The 18,512-nt window shown below is 64.8% G+C and carries 17 protein-coding genes; 7 read left to right on the top strand and 10 right to left on the bottom strand.

Annotation, left to right across the window (positions count from 1 at the left end):
- Window positions 1-91: 91 nt before the first annotated feature.
- The 3 genes from FK256_RS07055 to FK256_RS14600 form a co-directional block, all read right to left on the bottom strand.
- Entirely contained in the window at window positions 92-1,849 is a 1,758-nt protein-coding gene (locus FK256_RS07055; protein ID WP_141424250.1) for an alpha/beta hydrolase, read from the bottom strand.
- A gap of 338 nt (window positions 1,850-2,187) precedes the next feature.
- Entirely contained in the window at window positions 2,188-3,720 is a 1,533-nt protein-coding gene (locus tag FK256_RS07050) for a serine hydrolase domain-containing protein (protein WP_141424249.1), read from the bottom strand.
- Window positions 3,721-4,176: 456 nt separating this feature from the next.
- Complete coding sequence (locus FK256_RS14600) at window positions 4,177-4,494, bottom strand: hypothetical protein (RefSeq protein ID WP_244936257.1); 318 nt, start codon at window positions 4,492-4,494, stop codon at window positions 4,177-4,179.
- A gap of 384 nt (window positions 4,495-4,878) precedes the next feature.
- On the opposite strand from FK256_RS14600, the gene FK256_RS14595 reads away from it, so the two are divergent.
- The 5 genes from FK256_RS14595 to FK256_RS07025 all read left to right on the top strand — a co-directional run bounded on the left by FK256_RS14595 (window position 4,879) and on the right by FK256_RS07025 (window position 10,243).
- Window positions 4,879-5,190, top strand: coding sequence for a DUF559 domain-containing protein (locus tag FK256_RS14595; protein WP_244936255.1), 312 nt, complete (start codon window positions 4,879-4,881; stop codon window positions 5,188-5,190).
- 563 nt (window positions 5,191-5,753) lie between these two features.
- Window positions 5,754-7,739 (top strand): ribonucleoside triphosphate reductase, encoded by a 1,986-nt coding sequence (locus FK256_RS07040; protein ID WP_141424247.1) that lies wholly within the window; start codon window positions 5,754-5,756, stop codon window positions 7,737-7,739.
- A gap of 127 nt (window positions 7,740-7,866) precedes the next feature.
- A complete protein-coding gene (locus tag FK256_RS07035; RefSeq protein WP_141424257.1) occupies window positions 7,867-8,628 on the top strand; it encodes an anaerobic ribonucleoside-triphosphate reductase activating protein in 762 nt (253 codons plus the stop codon).
- A 72-nt stretch (window positions 8,629-8,700) separates the two neighbouring features.
- Window positions 8,701-9,087: a hypothetical protein gene (locus FK256_RS07030; protein WP_141424246.1), complete on the top strand. Its 387-nt coding sequence runs from the start codon at window positions 8,701-8,703 to the stop codon at window positions 9,085-9,087.
- A 97-nt stretch (window positions 9,088-9,184) separates the two neighbouring features.
- Entirely contained in the window at window positions 9,185-10,243 is a 1,059-nt protein-coding gene (locus FK256_RS07025; protein ID WP_009232556.1) for a family 16 glycosylhydrolase, read from the top strand.
- 213 nt (window positions 10,244-10,456) lie between these two features.
- Here FK256_RS07025 and FK256_RS14740 read toward each other — a convergent pair whose 3' ends face one another.
- The 6 genes from FK256_RS14740 to FK256_RS07000 form a co-directional block, all read right to left on the bottom strand.
- Complete coding sequence (locus tag FK256_RS14740) at window positions 10,457-10,579, bottom strand: hypothetical protein (RefSeq protein ID WP_280525782.1); 123 nt, start codon at window positions 10,577-10,579, stop codon at window positions 10,457-10,459.
- 244 nt (window positions 10,580-10,823) lie between these two features.
- Complete coding sequence (locus FK256_RS07020) at window positions 10,824-11,021, bottom strand: hypothetical protein (protein WP_141424245.1); 198 nt, start codon at window positions 11,019-11,021, stop codon at window positions 10,824-10,826.
- Between the two features lie 49 nt (window positions 11,022-11,070).
- Complete coding sequence (locus tag FK256_RS07015) at window positions 11,071-11,841, bottom strand: CPBP family intramembrane glutamic endopeptidase (RefSeq protein WP_141424244.1); 771 nt, start codon at window positions 11,839-11,841, stop codon at window positions 11,071-11,073.
- A 120-nt stretch (window positions 11,842-11,961) separates the two neighbouring features.
- Window positions 11,962-12,891 carry a sugar ABC transporter substrate-binding protein gene (locus FK256_RS07010; protein WP_141424255.1) on the bottom strand — a complete coding sequence of 310 codons (930 nt, stop codon included), beginning with the start codon at window positions 12,889-12,891 and terminating at the stop codon, window positions 11,962-11,964.
- Window positions 12,892-12,964: 73 nt separating this feature from the next.
- Window positions 12,965-13,924 carry an ABC transporter permease gene (locus FK256_RS07005; RefSeq protein WP_141424243.1) on the bottom strand — a complete coding sequence of 320 codons (960 nt, stop codon included), beginning with the start codon at window positions 13,922-13,924 and terminating at the stop codon, window positions 12,965-12,967.
- A complete protein-coding gene (locus FK256_RS07000) occupies window positions 13,921-15,420 on the bottom strand; it encodes a sugar ABC transporter ATP-binding protein (protein ID WP_141424242.1) in 1,500 nt (499 codons plus the stop codon). Before FK256_RS07000 ends, FK256_RS07005 begins: the two co-directional genes overlap by 4 nt.
- 505 nt (window positions 15,421-15,925) lie before the next feature.
- Here FK256_RS07000 and FK256_RS06995 point away from each other — a divergent pair.
- Together FK256_RS06995 and FK256_RS14415 are read left to right on the top strand one after the other, a co-directional pair.
- The gene (locus tag FK256_RS06995; RefSeq protein ID WP_141424241.1) at window positions 15,926-16,357 is read left to right on the top strand and encodes an excalibur calcium-binding domain-containing protein; all 432 of its coding nucleotides are present in this window, start codon (window positions 15,926-15,928) and stop codon (window positions 16,355-16,357) included.
- Window positions 16,358-17,056: 699 nt separating this feature from the next.
- The gene (locus FK256_RS14415; RefSeq protein WP_211343542.1) at window positions 17,057-17,302 is read left to right on the top strand and encodes an excalibur calcium-binding domain-containing protein; all 246 of its coding nucleotides are present in this window, start codon (window positions 17,057-17,059) and stop codon (window positions 17,300-17,302) included.
- Window positions 17,303-17,475: 173 nt separating this feature from the next.
- Here the strand turns inward: FK256_RS14415 and FK256_RS06985 are convergent.
- Window positions 17,476-18,512: cell wall-binding protein (locus FK256_RS06985; RefSeq protein WP_141424239.1), on the bottom strand; the 1,037-nt coding region annotated here is incomplete at its 5' end.

Below are 18,512 nucleotides of genomic sequence, written 5' to 3'. Positions count from 1 at the left end.
GAGGATGCGAATCGGTGGCGAGTGGGGAGGAGGTTCGGCGCCGCGCTCTTACCCGAAGGCGCGGTGCGGGCTAAGAGCGCGCCGCCTCCCGTCAGTTCTCGGTTCCGCCAGCGGCGGCGGGCCGGGGCTCTGCGGCGCAGGTGGTGCCCTCTGCTGGGACGGTCCCGTTGACGAGGAAGTCGGTCATGGCCGCGGTGGCGCAGGCGTTCCTGCCAAAAGTGATGTGACCGGGACCCTCGACGGTGAGCAGGTGGCCGTTGTCCAGCTGGTCGGTGAGGCTCTGGGCCCAGGGGTAGAGGGTGCGGTCGTCGCCCGTGAGCCCGACGACGAGGATCGGGTTCGAGCCCTCGGCGTGGGTCTGCCGGGGCGGGGTCTGTGCCCGGTGTCCCCAGCCTCGGCAGTAGGCCTCCAGGCCATTCGAGGTACCGCCGAAGAAGGGGTAGGCCTTCTTCTGGGCGGCTGCTTGCGCGTCCCAGTTGGCGACGGTCTCGGCCGTATCCGGGTAGTCGTTGCAGATGACAGCGGCAGCCATGAACAGATTGTTGGCCCTGCTGATGGCCTGCTCAGCGGTCGTCGGCAGCTGGGGCGCGAGCGCGCTCTGCTTAGCCTTCACCATGAGGGCGCCATCGTGGTTGCTCATCGCCGGGGTGAGCATGGCGGTCAGCTCCTCCCAGTCCGGTTTCTCAATGGCGTAGTCCCGGATGATGGTGGTGGCCTCCTGCGCGTTGACGGTGACATTGGAGCCTGGGGCGGTGAGGGGGTTCTTGTCCAGGCCGTCCACGAAGGCCGTCAGCTGGGCGATCGCCTCGTCCGTGGAGCCACTCAGAGGACAGCTGCCTTGAGCCTGGCAGTGCTCGACGTACTGGCGCAGAACGCCTTCCTTGAATGCCGTGATCTCGGCCTCCCCGTCGGCCCAGTGCCGCGACGGGTCCATGGCCCCGTCTAGGACAGCGCGGCCGACGCGGCCTGGGAAGAGATCGGCGTAGATGGCTCCGATGTAGGTCCCGTAGGAGGTGCCCAGGTAGTTCAGTTTCGTGTTGCCGTTTGTGGCGCGCAGGACGTCCAGGTCGCGGGCGACATTGCGGGTGCCGACATGGTCGAGCAGCTCGGGAACCTCCGAGTATTGAGTGCAGGCGGCGGCATCGGCCGCGCCCAGGTTGATTTTCTCCTGTGCTGAGACGTACGTGGAGGAGGCCGTGTCGATAGACGCGAGGTCTGAGAGCTTGCCGTTCTGGGCATCGGTGAGGACCTGGTGGATGTCCTCATCAGTCCAGCAGGTGATCGGGGTGGACTGTCCTATGCCGCGCGGATCAAAGCCGACGACGTCGTAGCTGGCCCGGAGCTCCTTGGGCAGGGCAGTGGCCAGGGTCTCCAGTGTCCGGATACCGCTGACGCCGGGGCCGCCCGGATTGAAGAATAGGGAGCCGTGCTCGGCGTCGGAGTCGGAGGCGGGGAGCTTCTTCAGGGCGATCGTGATGGTCCGGCCGCCGGGGTTGCCATAGTCCAGGGGGACGGTGACCGTCCCGCACTGGAAGGGCGAGGTGCCGTCTGAGCAGTCCTGCCAGTCGATGCCCTGGTTGTAGAAGCTCTCCAGCCCCTGGGGGACGCTGGTCTGGGAGTCGGAGGCGTCGGTGGAGCCGGCAGTGGATCCACCAGTAGATCCACCAGTGGAGCCCCCATGAGATCCGCTGGCTGTGGCGCTGGCCTGGTCGGTGGGCGCTGGCACAGATGTGGGGGTTGCGGCGCCGGCGGCGGAGGTCTGTGGCTGGCAGGCTGCCAGGGTCGCCCACAGCGTCAGTGCTGCCAGGGCCGCGCCCGCCTTTCGTGCGGTGAGGGGTGTCGGTCTCATGGGTTTGTGCTCCTTATGGTGTCGGGGTTGCCTTCGGTTTCTGCGTGCTGACAGTTCGCCCATGGCAGCTGTCGGGGGGCGCCTCCTGTCTGGTTCGTGCCTGTGAATGGGGCTCTGTCCGGGTTTGGCTCCCGCGCCCGGACCTCTGCGACGCTAAAGGTGGGGTGGTGCCGGTTTCGTCGGCCGTCGGGGCGGATTCGGCTGGCCTGTCGGAGGAGACGGACGACGTTGTCCTCCCCCAGGTGGTCGCCGTGTTTGTACCTTCCGGCTCAGTAACGTTGGGTAAGGACCCACGAAGGTGCGTTGCAGGGTACGAACGCGGCGCCAGGCGGGCCGGCTCAGGCCTTGGGCCAGGCGACGACCAGGCAGAGGGCAACGAAGGCGAGAGTCAGCACCACCTGTATCCAGCCGAGCCAGGCCCGGCGACGCGGCAGCGTGGGCAGTTCTGGCCACAGCGTCATGCCCCGGACGATGCCGTACATGCCGGGCAGTGCCGCCACCGCCAGGATCCAGCCGGGCAGGTACGTCCAGGGTCCGGAGGCCGTGGCCGCCGCCAGGCAGGCGAGGAGTGCGGTCACGCGGCAGGCCACCGCCATGCGGCTGGGTGCGCTCGCCGCGCGGACCGCCGTGTAGAGGCCCATGATGAGAGCCAGGATGGTGAAGGCTCCGAGGACCACTGCCTGGGGCAGCATCTCGGCCGAGATTGGCATACGCGCCGTCGAGATCTTCTGGCCGCCGGTCAGGAGCGTCGCGGCGAGCGCGGCGGCGGTGCCGTCCGTGTTCTGGTCGGTGTAGACCATGACGGCCTTGCCCGACTCCTTGTCGATGGCCAGGTGCGTCATGTACTCCATCGTGGTGCCGCCGTGATTAATGATCATGTGCCCGTTGACGACGTCGGTGTACCAGGTGTAACCGATCTTCTCTCCCGGAAGCTGGATTCCGTGCATGACCTCTGCGGGCCACCGCGCCTCCTGTGGGCTGGCCCCGCCGGGGACGGTGCCGGCCAGGACCGCCTGGGCGTAGTGGGTCATGTCCTCCGGGGTGCTCCACACGCCGGCGCCGGCCGGGTTGAAGCCAGAACCGCTAACCGATTGGCCCCGGCGCCCGTTGGCCTGGACGCCGTGGATGGCGCCGTCGGGAATGTCAGCCTGGCCGGAGGTGAGGGTCGTGTGCTTCATGCCCAGGGGCGTGAAGAAGCGCTCCGTGATGTAGGACGTCCAGGACTCGGCCCCGGCGGCACGGGTGAGGGCCTCTCCCAATAGCGAGATGCCCAGGTTGGAGTAGGCGAACTCGCCGCGCTTGCCCATCTTGGTGGTACGAGCCTTATCAACGAGCTGGTCGATGCTGTCGGTGAAGGGGTTGAGCCCCAGGATGTTTGCTCGCAGCACCCATCTGCTCTCATCCTGCGTGGGGATGCTTGGGAGACCGGAGCGGTGCGAGGCGACCTCCTCCAGGGTGGCTTCGCCCGCCGGGGTGCCGGCGAGCTCGGGCAGGTGGGTGGACAGCGGGTCGCTGGCCTTGACCTCACCGCGCGCGATGGCGTCTGCCAGGAGCTGGCCGGTGAAGGTCTTGGTGATCGAGCCGATCTCCATGGGAGTGGTGGACGTGTACTGCTGGCCGGAGGCGGCCGTTCCGATGCCGGCGTGGCGGGCGCCCTCGGCGGTGATGACGGAGACGTGGATGCCCCGGGCCCGGTAGTCGTTGGGCAGAAGGCCGATGACCTGCTTGGCCAGGTCCTTGTCGCCGGTGATGGAGGAGGTGTCCGCTTTCGCTACGTGCGGTCCGGCGGCGAACACCGCCAGCGCCAGGCAGACCGCCAGGACCGCGCAGGTCCAGCGGGGGAACCGGTCGTGCGGCCGACCAGGAGACATGGGCCTGACCTGCTGTGATGGCGGCTGGGGACTGGGGACTGGAGAAGTTGCGGTGCGCATGAACCCAGGCTGTCCTGGCGCTCTCGCCGGGACGATCCAGCCAGCCGGTGAGCCCATGTCGGGCCAGCCCGACAAAAGAATGTCGGTCCTCGAGCAGGGCGGGTCGGCGGTGCAACATAGAGCGTCCCGTCCTGATCTGGGTGAGTGTGGCAGTAGTGACGCCGGCGAATGCGACCTCCCATGCGGTTCCGGACGTGCAGAGGGCCTTGGAGTGGTGGGGAGTGTCCAAATCGGTGACAAAGGTGGTTGCTGGCGCTGAGTGCGCTTGACAAAGCCGCATGATTCCGCGGTTCGCGTGGCTCAGTGAAAGGTGGTTGGGCTCCTTTGTCTCCGATTTGGACACAATGCTCGGGCTACCAGGGCGTGATGTCTCTGGACATGGGTGACAGTTCTGTGTCAGGACATCGGTGATACTTCGATGGGTTCTGGAGGCCACAGGCTGACGGATGTGCCAGTTGTCCACAGGGCGCCGGAGTCGGGTTGTGCCCACTCCGCAGGCGGGCGGCAATGGGCCCCATGAACACTGTGGACACAGACCTGCTCGCCGTTGTTCGTGGCTGCTACGGCGCGGTGCGCGTTCGGGACCTTGACCTGTCTCGCACCCAGCGCCGTCATATCGCCTCTCTTGTGAGAGCCGGTGAGCTCATTGCCCACGAGCATGGTGTTGTCGGTATCCCAGGTGCTGAGCGCGCCGTTGTCCTGGCGCGCATCCACGGTGGGCTTCTCTCCTGTCAGGCCGCCATGCGCTACTACGGTCTGCCGGTGGTCCAAGGGGCCAATCAGGTTCATCTTCTGGTCGCGACAGGTAGGCGATTCTCGGTTGTTGGGCGGGAGGTGCTCCATGCAGACCGACATCGGACTCGGTTATCGCCAACCTCTTACCCGGTGCAGCCACTTCCTGAGGCGCTGGCTCGTTTTCTGCGCTGCCACGTTCAGGACGAGTCTCCGCTCATCGCTCTTGACGCAGCACTTCACGATGAGCGCGTCACTGTCGGGCAAGTTCGCGACCTGCTTCGCGGCCCCGGTTCGGCCCGTGCGCTCGCACGGCTCGATCGTGCCAGCGATCGGTCCCGTTCTCCGTTGGAGACGCTGGCGCGAATGGACCTCGAGGCTGCAGGACTGAGCTTCGAGGACGGGGTGGAGATCGAGGGCGTCGGCGAGGTGGACCTGGTGGTCGAGGGATGGGTGGTCGTGGAGCTGGACGGCTACACCTACCACAGCGACGAGTACCAGTTCGGCCTCGACCGATGGCGCGACCGCCGGCTTGTTGCCCGTGGCTTCCTGCCACTGCGCTTCACGAGGAAGGATGTCTACACGCATCAGGTCGTTCCGGATGTGCTGAAGGCCGTGGAGTGCTGGGGAGTGTCCAAATCGGTGACAAAGGTGGTTGCAGGCGCTGAGTGCGTTTGACAAAACCGCATGATTCCGCGGTTCGCGTGGCTCAGTGAAAGGTGGTTGGGCTCCTTTGGCTCCGATTTGGACACGAACCTCCCTCGGAGGGTCTCCACAGCTCTGGTGATGCCTCTTCGTCGGGGGATAGCAGGCGGCCGGCGGCAATGATGCTGGGGCAAGTGGATCGTGCAGAGAGCGATCGCGCGCAGGGTTGAGGGTTGCGCTCCCGCCCTCGTCCCAACACGCCGGGCGGGAGTGATCTGGGCCTCATATGTGCTCTCCGGGCGGTCCTGCCGGCTCGCGTTCCAGCTTCGACGGCATCCGCGAGATCGCGCGGGAAGGCGTCACCTATCAGGACAAAAGTCCTCACCTCTATCGCAAGATGTTGTGGTTGATATACAATTAAGACACAAGATGATGTGTCTCATCGATGTGATTTGGGAGTATGGTCGGCACCGGTGCCGCTGACCGGTTGGCCCCCAACAGGCAGTGCTCAGTCACTGACGGCACCCAGAAGGACCGGCCTCATCGACGCTCGACAAGGCCGTGAACAGGAACGAGAAGGACCATCGGAGAGACCCGTGCTCGAGAAGAACCTTGCCTCCACCACCCCCGCAGCTGACGGCTCGGCGCAGCCGCCGGCCGCCACGCCCGACGCCACCACCGACCCGAGTCTCGTGGCCCGCGGCTCGGCCGACTCGGCCGTCGCCCGCGGCGAGCGCCCCACCGTGGACGCCATCGCCACCATCACCGAGTACCTGGACCGCTCCGACTGGCGCGTCAACGCCAACGCCAACCAGGGCTACTCGCTGGGCGGGATGATGCTCAACACCTCCGGCAAGGTCGTTGCCAACTACTGGCTCAGCCAGGTCTACCCGGCGGTCGCCGGCCAGGCCCACCGCAACGCGGATCTCCACATCCACGACCTGGACATGTTCGCCGGCTACTGCGCCGGCTGGTCCCTCAAGGACCTCCTCCAACAGGGCTTCAACGGCGTCCCCGGCGCCATCGCCGCCGGCCCCGCCAAGCACTTCTCCTCCGCTGTCGGGCAGATCGTCAACTTCCTGGGGACTCTCCAGAACGAATGGGCCGGCGCCCAGGCCTTCTCCTCCTTCGACACCTACATGGCACCCTTCGTCCGCCTGGACGACATGACCTATGACCAGATCAAGCAGTGCATGCAGGAGCTCATCTTCAACCTCAACGTTCCCTCACGCTGGGGTACTCAGACGCCCTTCACCAACCTCACCTTCGACTGGACCTGCCCCGCGGACCTCGCCGACGAGTACCCCCTCATCGGCGATGACGTCTGCGACTTCTCCTACGGCGACCTCCAGGCGGAGATGGACCTCATCAACCGCGCTTTCATGGAGGTCATGACCGAGGGCGACGCCGAGGGCCGCGTCTTCACTTTCCCCATCCCCACCTACAACATCACCCGTGACTTCGACTGGGACGCCCCCAACACCGAGCTCCTGTTCACCATGACCGCGAAGTACGGCCTGCCCTACTTCCAGAACTTCATCAACTCCGAGCTCGACCCCGGCATGATCCGCTCCATGTGCTGCCGCCTCCAGCTCGACCTGCGCGAGCTGCTCAAGCGCGGCAACGGCCTGTTCGGCTCGGCCGAGCAGACCGGGTCGGTCGGCGTCGTCACCATCAACATGGCCCGGCTCGGCTACCTCTACGCCGATGACGAGGCCGCCCTGACCGCTCGGCTCGACGAGCTGCTCGAGATCGGCCGCGACACCCTCGAGCTCAAGCGCACCGTCATCCAGCACCACATCGACGCCGGCCTGTTTCCCTTCACCAAGCGCTACCTAGGCACCCTGGACAACCACTTCTCCACCCTGGGCGTCAACGGCATGAACGAAATGGTCCGCAACTTCACCCACGACGCCTACGACTTGACCGATCCGCGCGGTCACGCCATGTGCGTGCGCCTCCTGGACCACGTGCGGGACAGAATGGTCGAGTTCCAGGAGGCCACCGGCCACCTCTACAACCTGGAGGCCACGCCGGCCGAGGGCACCACCTACCGCTTCGCCAAGGAGGACCGCAAGCGCTACCCCGGCATCCTCCAGGCCGGTACGGAGGCCAACCCCTACTACACGAACTCCTCCCAGGTCCCCGTGGGTTACACCGACGACCCCTTCGAGGCCCAGGAGATGCAGGAGGAACTCCAGACCAAGTACACCGGTGGCACCGTCCTGCACCTGTACATGAACGAGCGGATCTCCTCGGCCGCCGCCTGCAAGGAGCTCGTACGCCGGTCCCTGACCGCCTTCCGCACGCCCTACATCACCATCACGCCGACCTTCTCCATCTGCCCCGTCCACGGATACCTGGCCGGCGAGCACCTCACCTGTGACAAGTGCGCCGAGCTCCACCCGGAGGCTGAGCCAGTCGAGTGCGAGGTGTGGACCCGCGTCATGGGCTACTTCCGCCCCGTGCGCTCCTTCAACATCGGCAAGAAGGGCGAGTACATGGAGCGGCAAATGTTCACCGAGGCCGCCGCCGGCGGCCACGGCCCGGCCGTATCGCGCCTGAGTGCGGTCAGCGCCTGAAAGGACCTGCCGAGACCGCTGGGCGCCGTCGGATGATCCGGCGACGGCACCCAGCGGCCCGGTGCCATAACGACAAGACGTGAGAGGAGCCGTCGTGAACTCCCTGCCGAGAAGCTCGCAGGCCTCCTTGCCCGTTCCGACGGCGGGGGAGAGCCCCGACCACCGTCCGGCCGACGATCTGGTGATCGCCGGGCTTGTCCCGATGAGCACGGTCGACTGGCCCGACCACCTGACCGCGACCGTCTTTCTGCAGGGTTGCCCCTGGAACTGCTTCTACTGCCACAACCAGGCCCTCATCCCCGCCCGCACGCCCGGCCAAGTGGCGTGGGAGGAGGTGCGCGCCCTGCTGCGCCGCCGGAGGGGGCTGCTCGACGGCGTCGTCCTCACCGGCGGTGAGGCGCTGCGCCAGGATGCTCTGGCCGACGCCGCCCGCGAGGTCATCGACATGGGCTTCCAAGTGGGGCTGCACACGGCCGGGCCCTACCCGCGGCGGCTGCGCGACATGATCGAGGCCGGGCTCATCGACTGGGTGGGGCTGGACGTCAAGGCCCTGCCCGAGCACTACGGGCAGGTGGTCGGTCGGGCGAACGCGGCCGCGAAGGCCTGGGAGAGCCTGGAGGTGCTCGTCGAAGCGGCCGGTCGCGGCGGACCGGAGTTCGAGGTGCGCACCACCGTCGTGCCCGGGGACGTGACGGCCAACGACGCCGTCGAGGTCGCCCGGCGGGTGCATGCCGCGGGGGCGCGGGTCTACGCCCTCCAGCAGGCCCGTTCGGAGGGGACGACCGGTGAGTTCGACGTCGTGGCGCCCGGCTGGGACGGGACGTGCGAGCGCATGGCCGAGCGGATCGAGGCTCTGGGCTGGGAACGCTTCACCTATCGCCCCGCGTAGTCGGCGTAGGGCGGGTGCTGTGGGGAGCCGTCTCCATGGTTGGGGGCTCGGGCCCGCTCCTAGCCTCGGGCCATGAGCTACGACATCCTGGTTTTCGAGCCGGAGACGGTCACGGACGCGGACTTCCCCCAGTGGTGGAAGCAAGTCTCCCAGTGGGAGGAGCCACACGACTACGACACCACCGAACACTCCACACGGCCGATCAAATCCTTCTACCGCGACCTCATCCGCACCTTCCCCCCGCTCAACGGACCCTACGCTCTGATGGATGAGGAGCTCGACGCGAGAGAGGCCGAGGGGCTGCCGGTCGGTGACTACGTCATCGGCGCGGACTTTATCTACATAGGAGTTGGCTGGTCGCACGCCGATGCGCTCGTGAGAACCGTCGGTGAGTTGGCCCAGATGCACCGGCTTGCTATCGCCTATGTCAGCGGCGACAGCTCAATCATTCGTCCATAGGGGCGGGCGGTGCGGACCGTCGGCGGGAGGCGTTCAGGAGTTGTTCATCTCACAACCGACCGGTTAGCGTGATCTTCACGACCGAAAGGAGACGACCGTGAAGCCCGCTCGATCAATCCGACTCCTCATGATCGCAGGGCTGGCCGCTGCGACGGCCACCGCCTGCCTGCCGACCCACCCCCAGGGCGCCGCCCCGGGCACGACCTCCGCACACTCGACCGCTGCCGGCACTGAGCAGGCCTCCCCGAACGGTCCCGCCAGTGCTGCGGCCTCGGTGACGCCCGCCGGTGATGCCTCCGCGCCGGCGCCCTCATCGTCGAGCGTGGAGCAGCCGACCACTGCCGCCCCGTCGGGCGAGCCGTCCGCCTCTGGATCGCCATCTGACGCTGGATCCGCCTCGCCCTCGCAACCCTCCGAAGGCTCGGGTCGGGGGCGCTCCGAGGCAGAGATCAACGGCTGGAATGTCGACTACTTCGAGGGCTTCGACGCCTCCTTCGAGGACACAAAATGGGGGCACTACGGCTGGGGTGATCCTGCTGTAGGTCACGGTGCCATGGGGGTGATGTCGCAGAAGAACTCCTTCGTTGAGAACGGTGCGCTGGTGATCCGTACCCAGTACCAGAACGGACAGTGGAGCGCGGGCGGTGCCTCGAGCGCAGACGCCTTCGCCACCTCGCGTGGTCGGTGGGAGGTGCGCGCCAAGTTCCCCCGGGCCAAGGGAATCGGCTACGCGATGCTGCTGTGGCCGGAGGACGAGGTCTGGCCGCCGGAGATCGATTTTGCTGAGGGGCGCGTCAATGGACCACAGGTGTCGGGCACCTACCACTGGGGCGAACCCGACCCGGATAAGCACAAGCAGGAACAGCGGGTCTTCGACAACCCGGATATGAACGGCTGGCACACCTACGGTGCCATCGTGGAGGACGGCTACATCGCCTTCACCTTCGACGGCCAGGAGTGGGGGCGTGTCACCCGGGAGAATGTCGGGGAGGACATCACCAACAAACGGATGTGGTTCGGGGTTCAGACCGGGGCGATGGATCCCAACGGCAGCGCGAACCAGTACGAGACCGTCGACGGCGGTGTCCCCGGCCCGCTCACCCCGGCAGTCTCCGACATCCAGATCGACTACGTGGCTCACTACACCAAGAACTGAGCATTACGGGAGCCGGGAACGGGGGAGACGGCAGGCTTGCTCCGTTGAAGCATGCACCGTCTCCCCCGTTGGGGACTGGCCGGTCGGGTTCCGGCCCTTCAGGCGGCGATCGGCCCTTCAGGCAGCCTTTGCCGGCCGCCGCCCGACGTCATGGATGATGTCTCCCGAGTTTCTGTGTTCTTCTGTGTCTCCTCCCTCTTTGCTCATCCCCTCCTACGTGACGGTGAAGATCTCCTGGCCCGTCTCGGTGGTGTGATCCACCTTGGCCGATCCGGAGCGGATCTTCCCCTTGAGGGTCAGTGTCCCGATGTCGAAGGAGTAGGCCTCCTTGTCCACCGGGAAGATGAAATGGGCGTCGAGGTCAGCGAGGCCGCGATGTTGATGATCGTGGTCTTCTTCCTATGGTGTTGTCTGTTGCCTTTCCGGGCTCAGGCGGGCGCGTGTGCGCCGTCCTGTGGGCATCAGACAACACGAGGAGTTGTTGTGGCGGCGTTGAGATAAGTGCTTATGTTGCCGCAACATGCGGGCCTGCTGGGGCGGCCTGTTGAGGCGCCGCTCCGGCAGAATGCGGGACTGCGAGTTACGGGTGGCGGTGCTCCGGTACGTGGAAACGGTTGGCCCTGACCAGGGAGACGATCAGGAGGATGACGGTGATGGCCACCGCTCCGCCGCCTCCGAGTGCCAGACCTAGCCACGGATTGGCGGTGGAACCCGCGATCGTGGCCAGGTCGACGACGACTCCGGTGGGAGAGCGAGCTGCGCGGTTCGTGGGTGTCATGGTTCGCTCTTTTCCTGAGTGAGGCGGACGGCAGGGCGGGATGGGGGAGTCAGCGCAGGAGGAGGGTCAGGAAGGCGCTGAGGTTGTTGAGGCAGTGGATGCTTGCCGGATACAGCAGGTTGCGGTCGGTCCTGACATAGAGCAGGCCCAGACCCAGCCCGAAGAAGGCTTGGGGGAGGACTCCCAGTACCTCGGAGAGTGCGAACGAGCTCATGTGTATGGTGCCGAACAGGATGCTGGAGACGACGACGGCGACCCAGGTTGGCGCAACGCGTCCGATGAGTCCGATGAGCAGTCGTCGGAAGACCATCTCCTCCACCACGGGGCCCAGGACCCCGAGTACGATGACGATGACGATCGGCGGGAACATCTGTATGACGCTGCCGATGTTGGAGTCGTTCTGCAGGGTTGCTCCGGACAGGCCGGTGAAGTCGAGTAGAGCCGAGGATGTCAGAGAGCCGACGAGTTCGATGGCCAGGGATGCAATACCGCCCGCGATGAGGGTGAGGACCGCCCGGCGCTTGTGAGCCGCTATCTGTTTGAAGGCGTGGGCCAGCGGGCGGCGGAAGGCAACGCAGCCGACGGCGAAGAGCACGACGTAGAGCGCGATGGGGACTTCGAGAGCGGCTTTCGATGGTATGAAATTACTGAAGCGGAATGGGAAGAAGAACGTGCTGTAGATGCCGACGAAGACGGTCAGCGCAGCCGTTGTCATCCGGTCGGTGCGGAGCTTTGCGCTCGGGGCCAAGGTTCGATTGGAGGTCGACGGCTCAGGGGCGTCTGAAGCCGGAGTGGGTGCTGAGGGGCGGGTGGTGCTCATGGCAGGAAGCGTGTGGCTGCCGACCCCAGAGCCGCATCGCCCCTGCGGTTGAGTCTCGGTACGCTCCTCGGACCCTTGTCCATCGAACCCCGGTTCGACTCCCCGGGCCTGCCATTGCCGCTACTTGATCACGACCGAGTCGGCGTTCTCCCTGGTGATCCAGGTGGCCTTGGTGTAGTTGACCTTCTCCACCGACTTGCCGTTGATGAGCGACACGATTGTGTCCACGGCCATTCGCCCCATCCCGGCCGTGTCCTGTGAGACGGTCCCGTCGACGCCGCCGCTCTTGATCGAGTTCAGGCCGTCGTCGGTCGCGTCCACTCCGTAGACCGCGATCTCCTGGCCCTTGCCGGCGTTGTCGATCGCCTTCTGCGCACCGATCGCCATCGAGTCGTTCTGGGCCACGATCGCGTTGATGGGCTTTCCGGTGGACAGCCAATTCTCGGTGACCTTGAGGGCCTCGGCTGTGTCCCAGTTGGCGGTTTGCTGGAAGGCCAGCGTGACGTCGGGGTGACTCTCGAGGACCTCGTCATAGCCGGCCTTTCGCAGTACCTGCCCGTCGGAGCCCATCGGTCCGTAGAGCACGGCCACTGTTCCCTTGCCGCCCATTGCGGATACGGCCTGTTCCATCTCGAGCCTACCGGCCGCCGTGTCGTCCCCGCCGACGAAGGAGCTGGCCCGCTCCTGCTGCTTGGCCTTCTGAGCCACGGTGATGATCGGAATGTCCGCCTCCCTGGCGGCCTTGAGTCCCGGGGCGACGCCCTCTTGCGAGACCGGCTCCACGATGATGCCCTTGTAGCCCTGGCTAACGGCCGACTCGATCTGGTTGAGCTGGTTGGATGCGTCCTTCTTCCCGTCGAACACGGTTACGGAGACCCCAACGGCGGCACCCTGCTCCTTGGCGGAGTTGGCCAACGTCGTCGTGAAGGAGTTGCTCATGTGACTCATGATGAGCGCGATCCGGACCTTGCCCGAAGAGCTGTTAGTACATGCGCTGAGCATGACGCCGGCGAGGATGAGGCTGCACAGCGTGGCCAGAACCTTCTTCATTGAGGTGCCTTTCATAATGGTGGGCGGCGTAGGTCCATTTGCGCCGCACACGGGATGCGTCCGGTGGTCGTGGCTACTTCTGGCGACGGGTCTTGACGTCCAGCAGGACGGCCAGGACGATGATGAGGCCCTTGACGACCTTCTGGAAGTTCGCGTCGATGCCCAGGATGTCGAGCCCGTTGGCGATGACCGCGATCATGAGCGCGCCGATAATGACGCCGAGCGCCTTGCCGCGACCGCCGGTCATCGAGACCCCGCCAATGACGACGGCTGCGATCGCGTCGAGCTCATAGGACTCGCCGGCCGTGGGTGAGCCGGTAATGGTGCGCGAGGCGAGAAGCACGCCGCAGAATCCGGCGAGGAGCCCCGCGACGACGAATACGGAGACCTTGTAGCGCTTGACGTTGATGCCGGAGATCTCGGCCGCCGTCGGATTGCCGCCGACGGCGTAGAGCCGCCTCCCGTAGACCGTCCTGTGAATGATGAAGGCGAACAGGGCCGCGATGACGATGAAGTAGACCGCCATGATTGGGAACCTGCCGATTCGGATGCTCGCGATCGCTTCGAAGGCATTGGAGACGTCGAAGACCGGTGTGCCCCCGGAGAGCATGAGCGCTAGCCCTCGTACCGCCGTCATAGAGCCCAGGGTGATGATGAATGAGGGGATTGCCCCGTAGGCGACACCGACTCCGTTGACCAGCCCGACAACGGCGCCGACCGCGATCCCGGCGACGATGGGGACGATGAGCGGGAACTGACCCGGATGGGCGAGCATCGCCGCCGTGACGCCGGACAGTGCGATCGTTGAGCCGACTGAGAGGTCGATCTCTCCGGAGATGATCACGTACATCATGCCCATGGCCAGGATCCCGTTGATCGCGGTTTGAATGAGAATGAGCAGGATGTTGTTGAGAGACAGGAACTGGTGGTCGGGCGATACCGCCCAGAGGGTGGCGACGAGTGCCAGGAAGACGACAAGGATCCCGGCGTCCTTGAGTGAGAGGGTGAGCTTGTTGGTCAGGGCGTTGTTCATTGGTGGTCCTCGAATCGTGAGGCGAGCTCCATGATTGCTTCCTGGGAGAAGTCCTGACGTTCGAGGACTCCTGTGGTGCGTCCTTCGGTGAGGACCATGATCCGGTCGGCGAGCCCCATAAGCTCACCCATCTCCGAGGAGATGAGGATGATCGACTTGCCCTGCTCGACGAGGGTACCGATGAGCTCGTAGATGTCGCGCTTGGCTCCGATGTCAATGCCGCGGGTGGGGTCGTCGAGGATGATGAGATCCGGATCCGTCTCCAACCACTTGGCCAGAACGACCTTCTGCTGGTTGCCTCCGGAAAGTGTCGCGATGAGTTGCCTCTGAGAAGGCGTCTTGATCTTGAGGGAATCGATGTACTTACCGGCGATGCGCGACTCGATGCCGCGGGAGATGAGCCCGTTGCTGAAGAGTCTTCCCAGTGAGGGCAGGGTGATGTTGTCAGCCACCGAGCCCTCCAGGTTGAGACCGGTGCGCTTGCGGTCCTCGGTGATGAGGGCAGCGCCCAGGGCGATGGCATCGGAGGGATTACGGATACGGACCTCTTCCCCGTTTCGAAGAATGCGGCCGCCTTCATGCGGCCTGGCACCGAAGAAAGACTCGACCAACTCGGAACGACCGGCTCCGACCAGTCCGGCGATCCCCAGGATCTCGCCACGACGGACGATGAAGCTGACGTCCTTGACCTTGGGCGGGGCGCTCCAGCCCTGCACCTCGAAGACGGTTTTGCCCAGCGGCACCTCCCGCTTGGGGAAGACGTCGTCGAGCTCGCGACCGACCATCATGGTGATGAGCTTCTTCTCCGTGAGGGCTGAGGCCGAGTCCGTGCCGATGAGTGCGCCGTCGCGTAGGACAGTGATCCTGTCCGCGACCTGGAAGATCTCGTTCATCTTGTGCGAGATGTAGATGATGCCGACGCCGTCGCCAGTGAGTCCGCGGATCTGCTCGAACAGATTGCCGACGTCATCCTCCGTGATGGCGGAGGTCGGCTCGTCCATGATGATGATGCGGGCGTCCTGGGAGATGGCCTTGGCGATCTCGATCTGCTGCTGCTGAGCGACCGAGAGGTCTCGCATCAGGGTGCCGGCCGGGATACTCAGGTGCAGGGACTCGAGGAGCTCGGTGGTCCTTGCCTCCATGGTGCGGCGGTCTGCGAAGACGCCTCCGGAGCGGAGCTCGCGGCCCAGGAAGATGTTCTCGTAGACGGGAGTGTCCAGAACCGGGTTGAGCTCCTGGTGGATCATGGCAATGCCGTGTCCGATCGCCTGTCTGGGGGAGGAGATGGTGACGGGTTCACCGGCGATCTTGATCGTTCCCCTGTCCGCGGCGTAGATGCCCATGAGGATCTTCATGAGGGTGGACTTCCCGGCGCCGTTCTCGCCCATGAGGGCATGGACCTCGCCCGGGTACAGGTCGAGGGAGACGTTGTCCAGGACCCTCACGCCGGGGAAGGACTTGTCGATACCGATCATCTCAAGGCTGGGGGCATTCATGATCAAGCCTTCTGCGGCTGCGCTGCCGCGACGCGGAGGTCTCTACGAGGAGGAAATGGTGGGTTGAGTGGCTTGGAGACATTGACACGGTACAACGAAACCTGATGAATGGGAGGGCCAATGGTCCTGACAAAGTCTCCGGATGCTCCTGGGGAGGTGCTGTCGTCGAGTGGTGTCGGGATGAAATCCATCTTACGGATAGTGAAAATAAAGAACAATAACGAAGCGGCCAGGATTTGATTTTTGCCGGTCATCGCAGTGGAAAATTTGTGTATCAATGAGATTGCATTTTGTGGCTGTGTGAGTTATTGCTGCCTTCGAAGTGGTTTAATTCTCTCGGCTAGCCGCCCACTATCCCTTCTCGTGACTCGAGGCTTTCGTGAACGCGCCTTTTTTGCCCCTAATTTCTCCCATGTTTTCTCCTCCCATGTTTTCCTGTTCCTCTGTTGCGTCAGCGTCTTCCTCGACGGCGAGGCGTCGGGGACTGCTGAGGAAATCGGCTCCCGTGGTCCTTGCCCTGGTTCTTGGCGCCGGGCTGGCCGGCTGTGACGATACTTCTAGTACCAGCGGTGATGCTGCGCCTTCGACTGCGCCGGCTGATTCCCAGCCGGGTTCAGGGGGTGGTGACTCCGCTGGCTCCAAGGAGGCGCCTGCTGAAGAGCCCGCCGCGCAGCCGACGGAGGACTCGTCGGGCTGGAGCGGCTGGTTCGGTGGTGGTGGCTCGGATTCAGGGGAGAGCTCCAAGGGGGGAACGACCCCGGAGTCCGAGCCTGAGCCTCAGAAGGAATCGGACTCGAAACCTGAGCCCCAGAAGGAGTACTACGCCAGCTGCAAGGAAGCCAAGGCGGCTGGCGTGGCACCCTTGTACAAGGGTGATCCCGGTTACCGGCCCGAGCTGGATCGAGACGGAGACGGCATCGCCTGTGAGACCAAGTAGGGAGCGCGATACGTCTGTCGTGTCGGGCTGAGGTGTTGCCGGATGCCCTGCAGATTCCATGTGCTTCGTTCGCTGTACCAGGGTGTGGCGAACGAAGCACATCTGGTTGTGCCGGTTTGTGGGCGCGTTTCCGATGCGTGATGCCCGTTCGCATCGTGCGAGTTGAGATGGCGCGGATTACTGGGTGCTCGCTGATCCCGCAGAGAATGAGGCTCGTATTAAAGGGGGTGACGTTAGAAACTGCGTCTTCCAATAGGGAAGAAAAGGGTAAGTTGCGATGTGGTTGCATTTTATGGTCTCGCAGGTTATTACCATCGCTGAGGTGCTTCACTTATCTCGGCTAGCCGCCATGATCCCTTCTCGTGACTTGAGGCACCAGTGAACACCTCCCCTCCATCTCCCATCCCACCAACATTCTCTTACGCTGGGCCCGGTCAGTCCTATCGGCCCATGTCGAGGCGCCGGAATCTCTTGAGGAAGTTTGTCCCTTATGCCGTGACGTTCGTCCTCGGGGCCGGGGTTGGTGCTGCTGGATCCTCGGATCATGCTCCACCGGCTCAGCAGCAGGCGGCGCCTAAGTCCACCGTGGTCTATTCGCCAACCCCTGTCCCCACGGTTGTTTACAGCCCGTCGCCGGTGCCAACGGTGATCTACTCACCGTCGCCGGTGCCGGCGACAGAGGCTCCTGCAGCCCCGCCGGTGGCAGCTCCCTCTGCTCCGGGGGCGGAACAGGGCTCGGATACGAGCGAGGGAGATGCCGGAGCCGGTGCCTCGTCCGGCGCGGGCGAGGCACCGGCTCAGCCCGAGTCCGACTCGGGCGGTGTCTACTACCGCAACTGCAAGGCGGCTCGTGATGCGGGTGCGGCGCCGCTCTATCGAGGCGAACCCGGCTACCGGCCCGAGCTGGATCGCGACAAGGACGGCATCGCCTGCGAGTGGAAGTAGAAGCGATCGACGGCGTCGAATCGTACATGGGGCGCTTTCCCGATCGACTGGGTGAGGACTGACGCAGCAACCGTGTCCTGACAAATAGGGCGGGGTTCCAAGCAGAGAACTGTGATCTGCTTGGAACCCCGCCTTGTCTGTGATCGTTCCTCAGGTCAGGTCGGTTTCCGGCGTCACCGGATGAGTGCGCCGCTGCTGTGGAAGTAGAACTGGCCGCCGTCGATCGTGGCCCAGCCGGTGGTCATGGCACCATTGGGCTGGAGGTAGTACCAGGTGCCGTCGACCTGCTTCCAACCGGTCGCCATGGAACCGTTGGCGTTGAGGTAGTACCACTTTCCTCCGTCCATGACCCAGCCGGTCGCCATCGCGCCGCTGGGCTGGAGGTAGTACCAGGTGCCGTCGACCTGCTTCCAGCCGGACGCCATCGCACCATTGGGCTGGAAGTAGTACCAGTGCCCGTTGACGTCCAACCACTTGCCTGCGGCCATGGCGCCGGAGTCCTCCACGTAGTACCACTGTCCGCCCGAGGCGACCCAGCCCTTGGATGCCATGACGCCCTTGTCGTCGAAGTGGTACCAGGCGCCGCCGATCATCTTCCAACCCGTGGCGACGGCGCCGCCGGGGTTGGCGTAGTACCACTTGTCGTCCTCATTCACCCAACGGTTCTCGGCCATAGCGCCGTTGCCGGTGAAGTAGTACGAGTGGTCACCGATCTGCGTCAGCCCCAGGGCCATGACGCCGTTGTCCCTGAGGTAGTACCAGTTCCCATCCACGGAAATCCACTTGCTGGTGGCAAGAGCCCCGGAGCCTTCGGCGTAGTACCAGTTATCGTCCGACTTCACCCACTGGGCGGCCGCCATGACGCCGTCTTTATCGAAGTAGTACGAGTGGTCCCCGACCTTCTTCATCCCGGTCAGTAAGGCGCCGTGGTTGTCGGCGTAGTACCAGTGGCCGCCCTCATCGATCCACGTGTCGGTTCGCAGGATGCCGTCAGAACCGAAGTAGTAGGTGAGTTTCCCTTCGGTGAGCCGGCCGGTGGACATGACGCCGTCGTCATTGAAGTGGTACAGATGGCCCTCGATCTCGGCCCATCCCGTCGTCTTCTTGCCCTTCTGGTAGTAGTACTTCTTGTCGTTTTCCGTCTTCCATCCGGTGAAGGAATCGGCGGGCGGATCCGAGGGTGCGGCGCTGGGGTCGGCCGTGGGCTTGA

It is taken from the genome of Actinomyces johnsonii (assembly GCF_006546835.1).
GTDB lineage: Bacteria > Actinomycetota > Actinomycetes > Actinomycetales > Actinomycetaceae > Actinomyces > Actinomyces johnsonii.
The sequence above is the reverse complement of the archived record's forward strand: the minus strand, read 5'-3'. Positions and strand labels throughout refer to the sequence as shown.

What these genes read in the sequence shown, in the direction of transcription:
- FK256_RS07055 (WP_141424250.1), bottom strand. Translation starts at nt 1,849, where the DNA reads ATGAGACCGACACCCCTCACCGCACGAAAGGCGGGCGCGGCCCTGGCA.
- FK256_RS07050 (WP_141424249.1), bottom strand. Translation starts at nt 3,720, where the DNA reads ATGTCTCCTGGTCGGCCGCACGACCGGTTCCCCCGCTGGACCTGCGCG.
- FK256_RS14595 (WP_244936255.1), top strand. Translation starts at nt 4,879, where the DNA reads ATGGACCTCGAGGCTGCAGGACTGAGCTTCGAGGACGGGGTGGAGATC.
- FK256_RS07030 (WP_141424246.1), top strand. Translation starts at nt 8,701, where the DNA reads ATGAGCTACGACATCCTGGTTTTCGAGCCGGAGACGGTCACGGACGCG.
- FK256_RS07020 (WP_141424245.1), bottom strand. Translation starts at nt 11,021, where the DNA reads ATGACACCCACGAACCGCGCAGCTCGCTCTCCCACCGGAGTCGTCGTC.
- FK256_RS07015 (WP_141424244.1), bottom strand. Translation starts at nt 11,841, where the DNA reads ATGAGCACCACCCGCCCCTCAGCACCCACTCCGGCTTCAGACGCCCCT.
- FK256_RS07010 (WP_141424255.1), bottom strand. Translation starts at nt 12,891, where the DNA reads ATGAAGAAGGTTCTGGCCACGCTGTGCAGCCTCATCCTCGCCGGCGTC.
- FK256_RS07005 (WP_141424243.1), bottom strand. Translation starts at nt 13,924, where the DNA reads ATGAACAACGCCCTGACCAACAAGCTCACCCTCTCACTCAAGGACGCC.
- FK256_RS07000 (WP_141424242.1), bottom strand. Translation starts at nt 15,420, where the DNA reads ATGAATGCCCCCAGCCTTGAGATGATCGGTATCGACAAGTCCTTCCCC.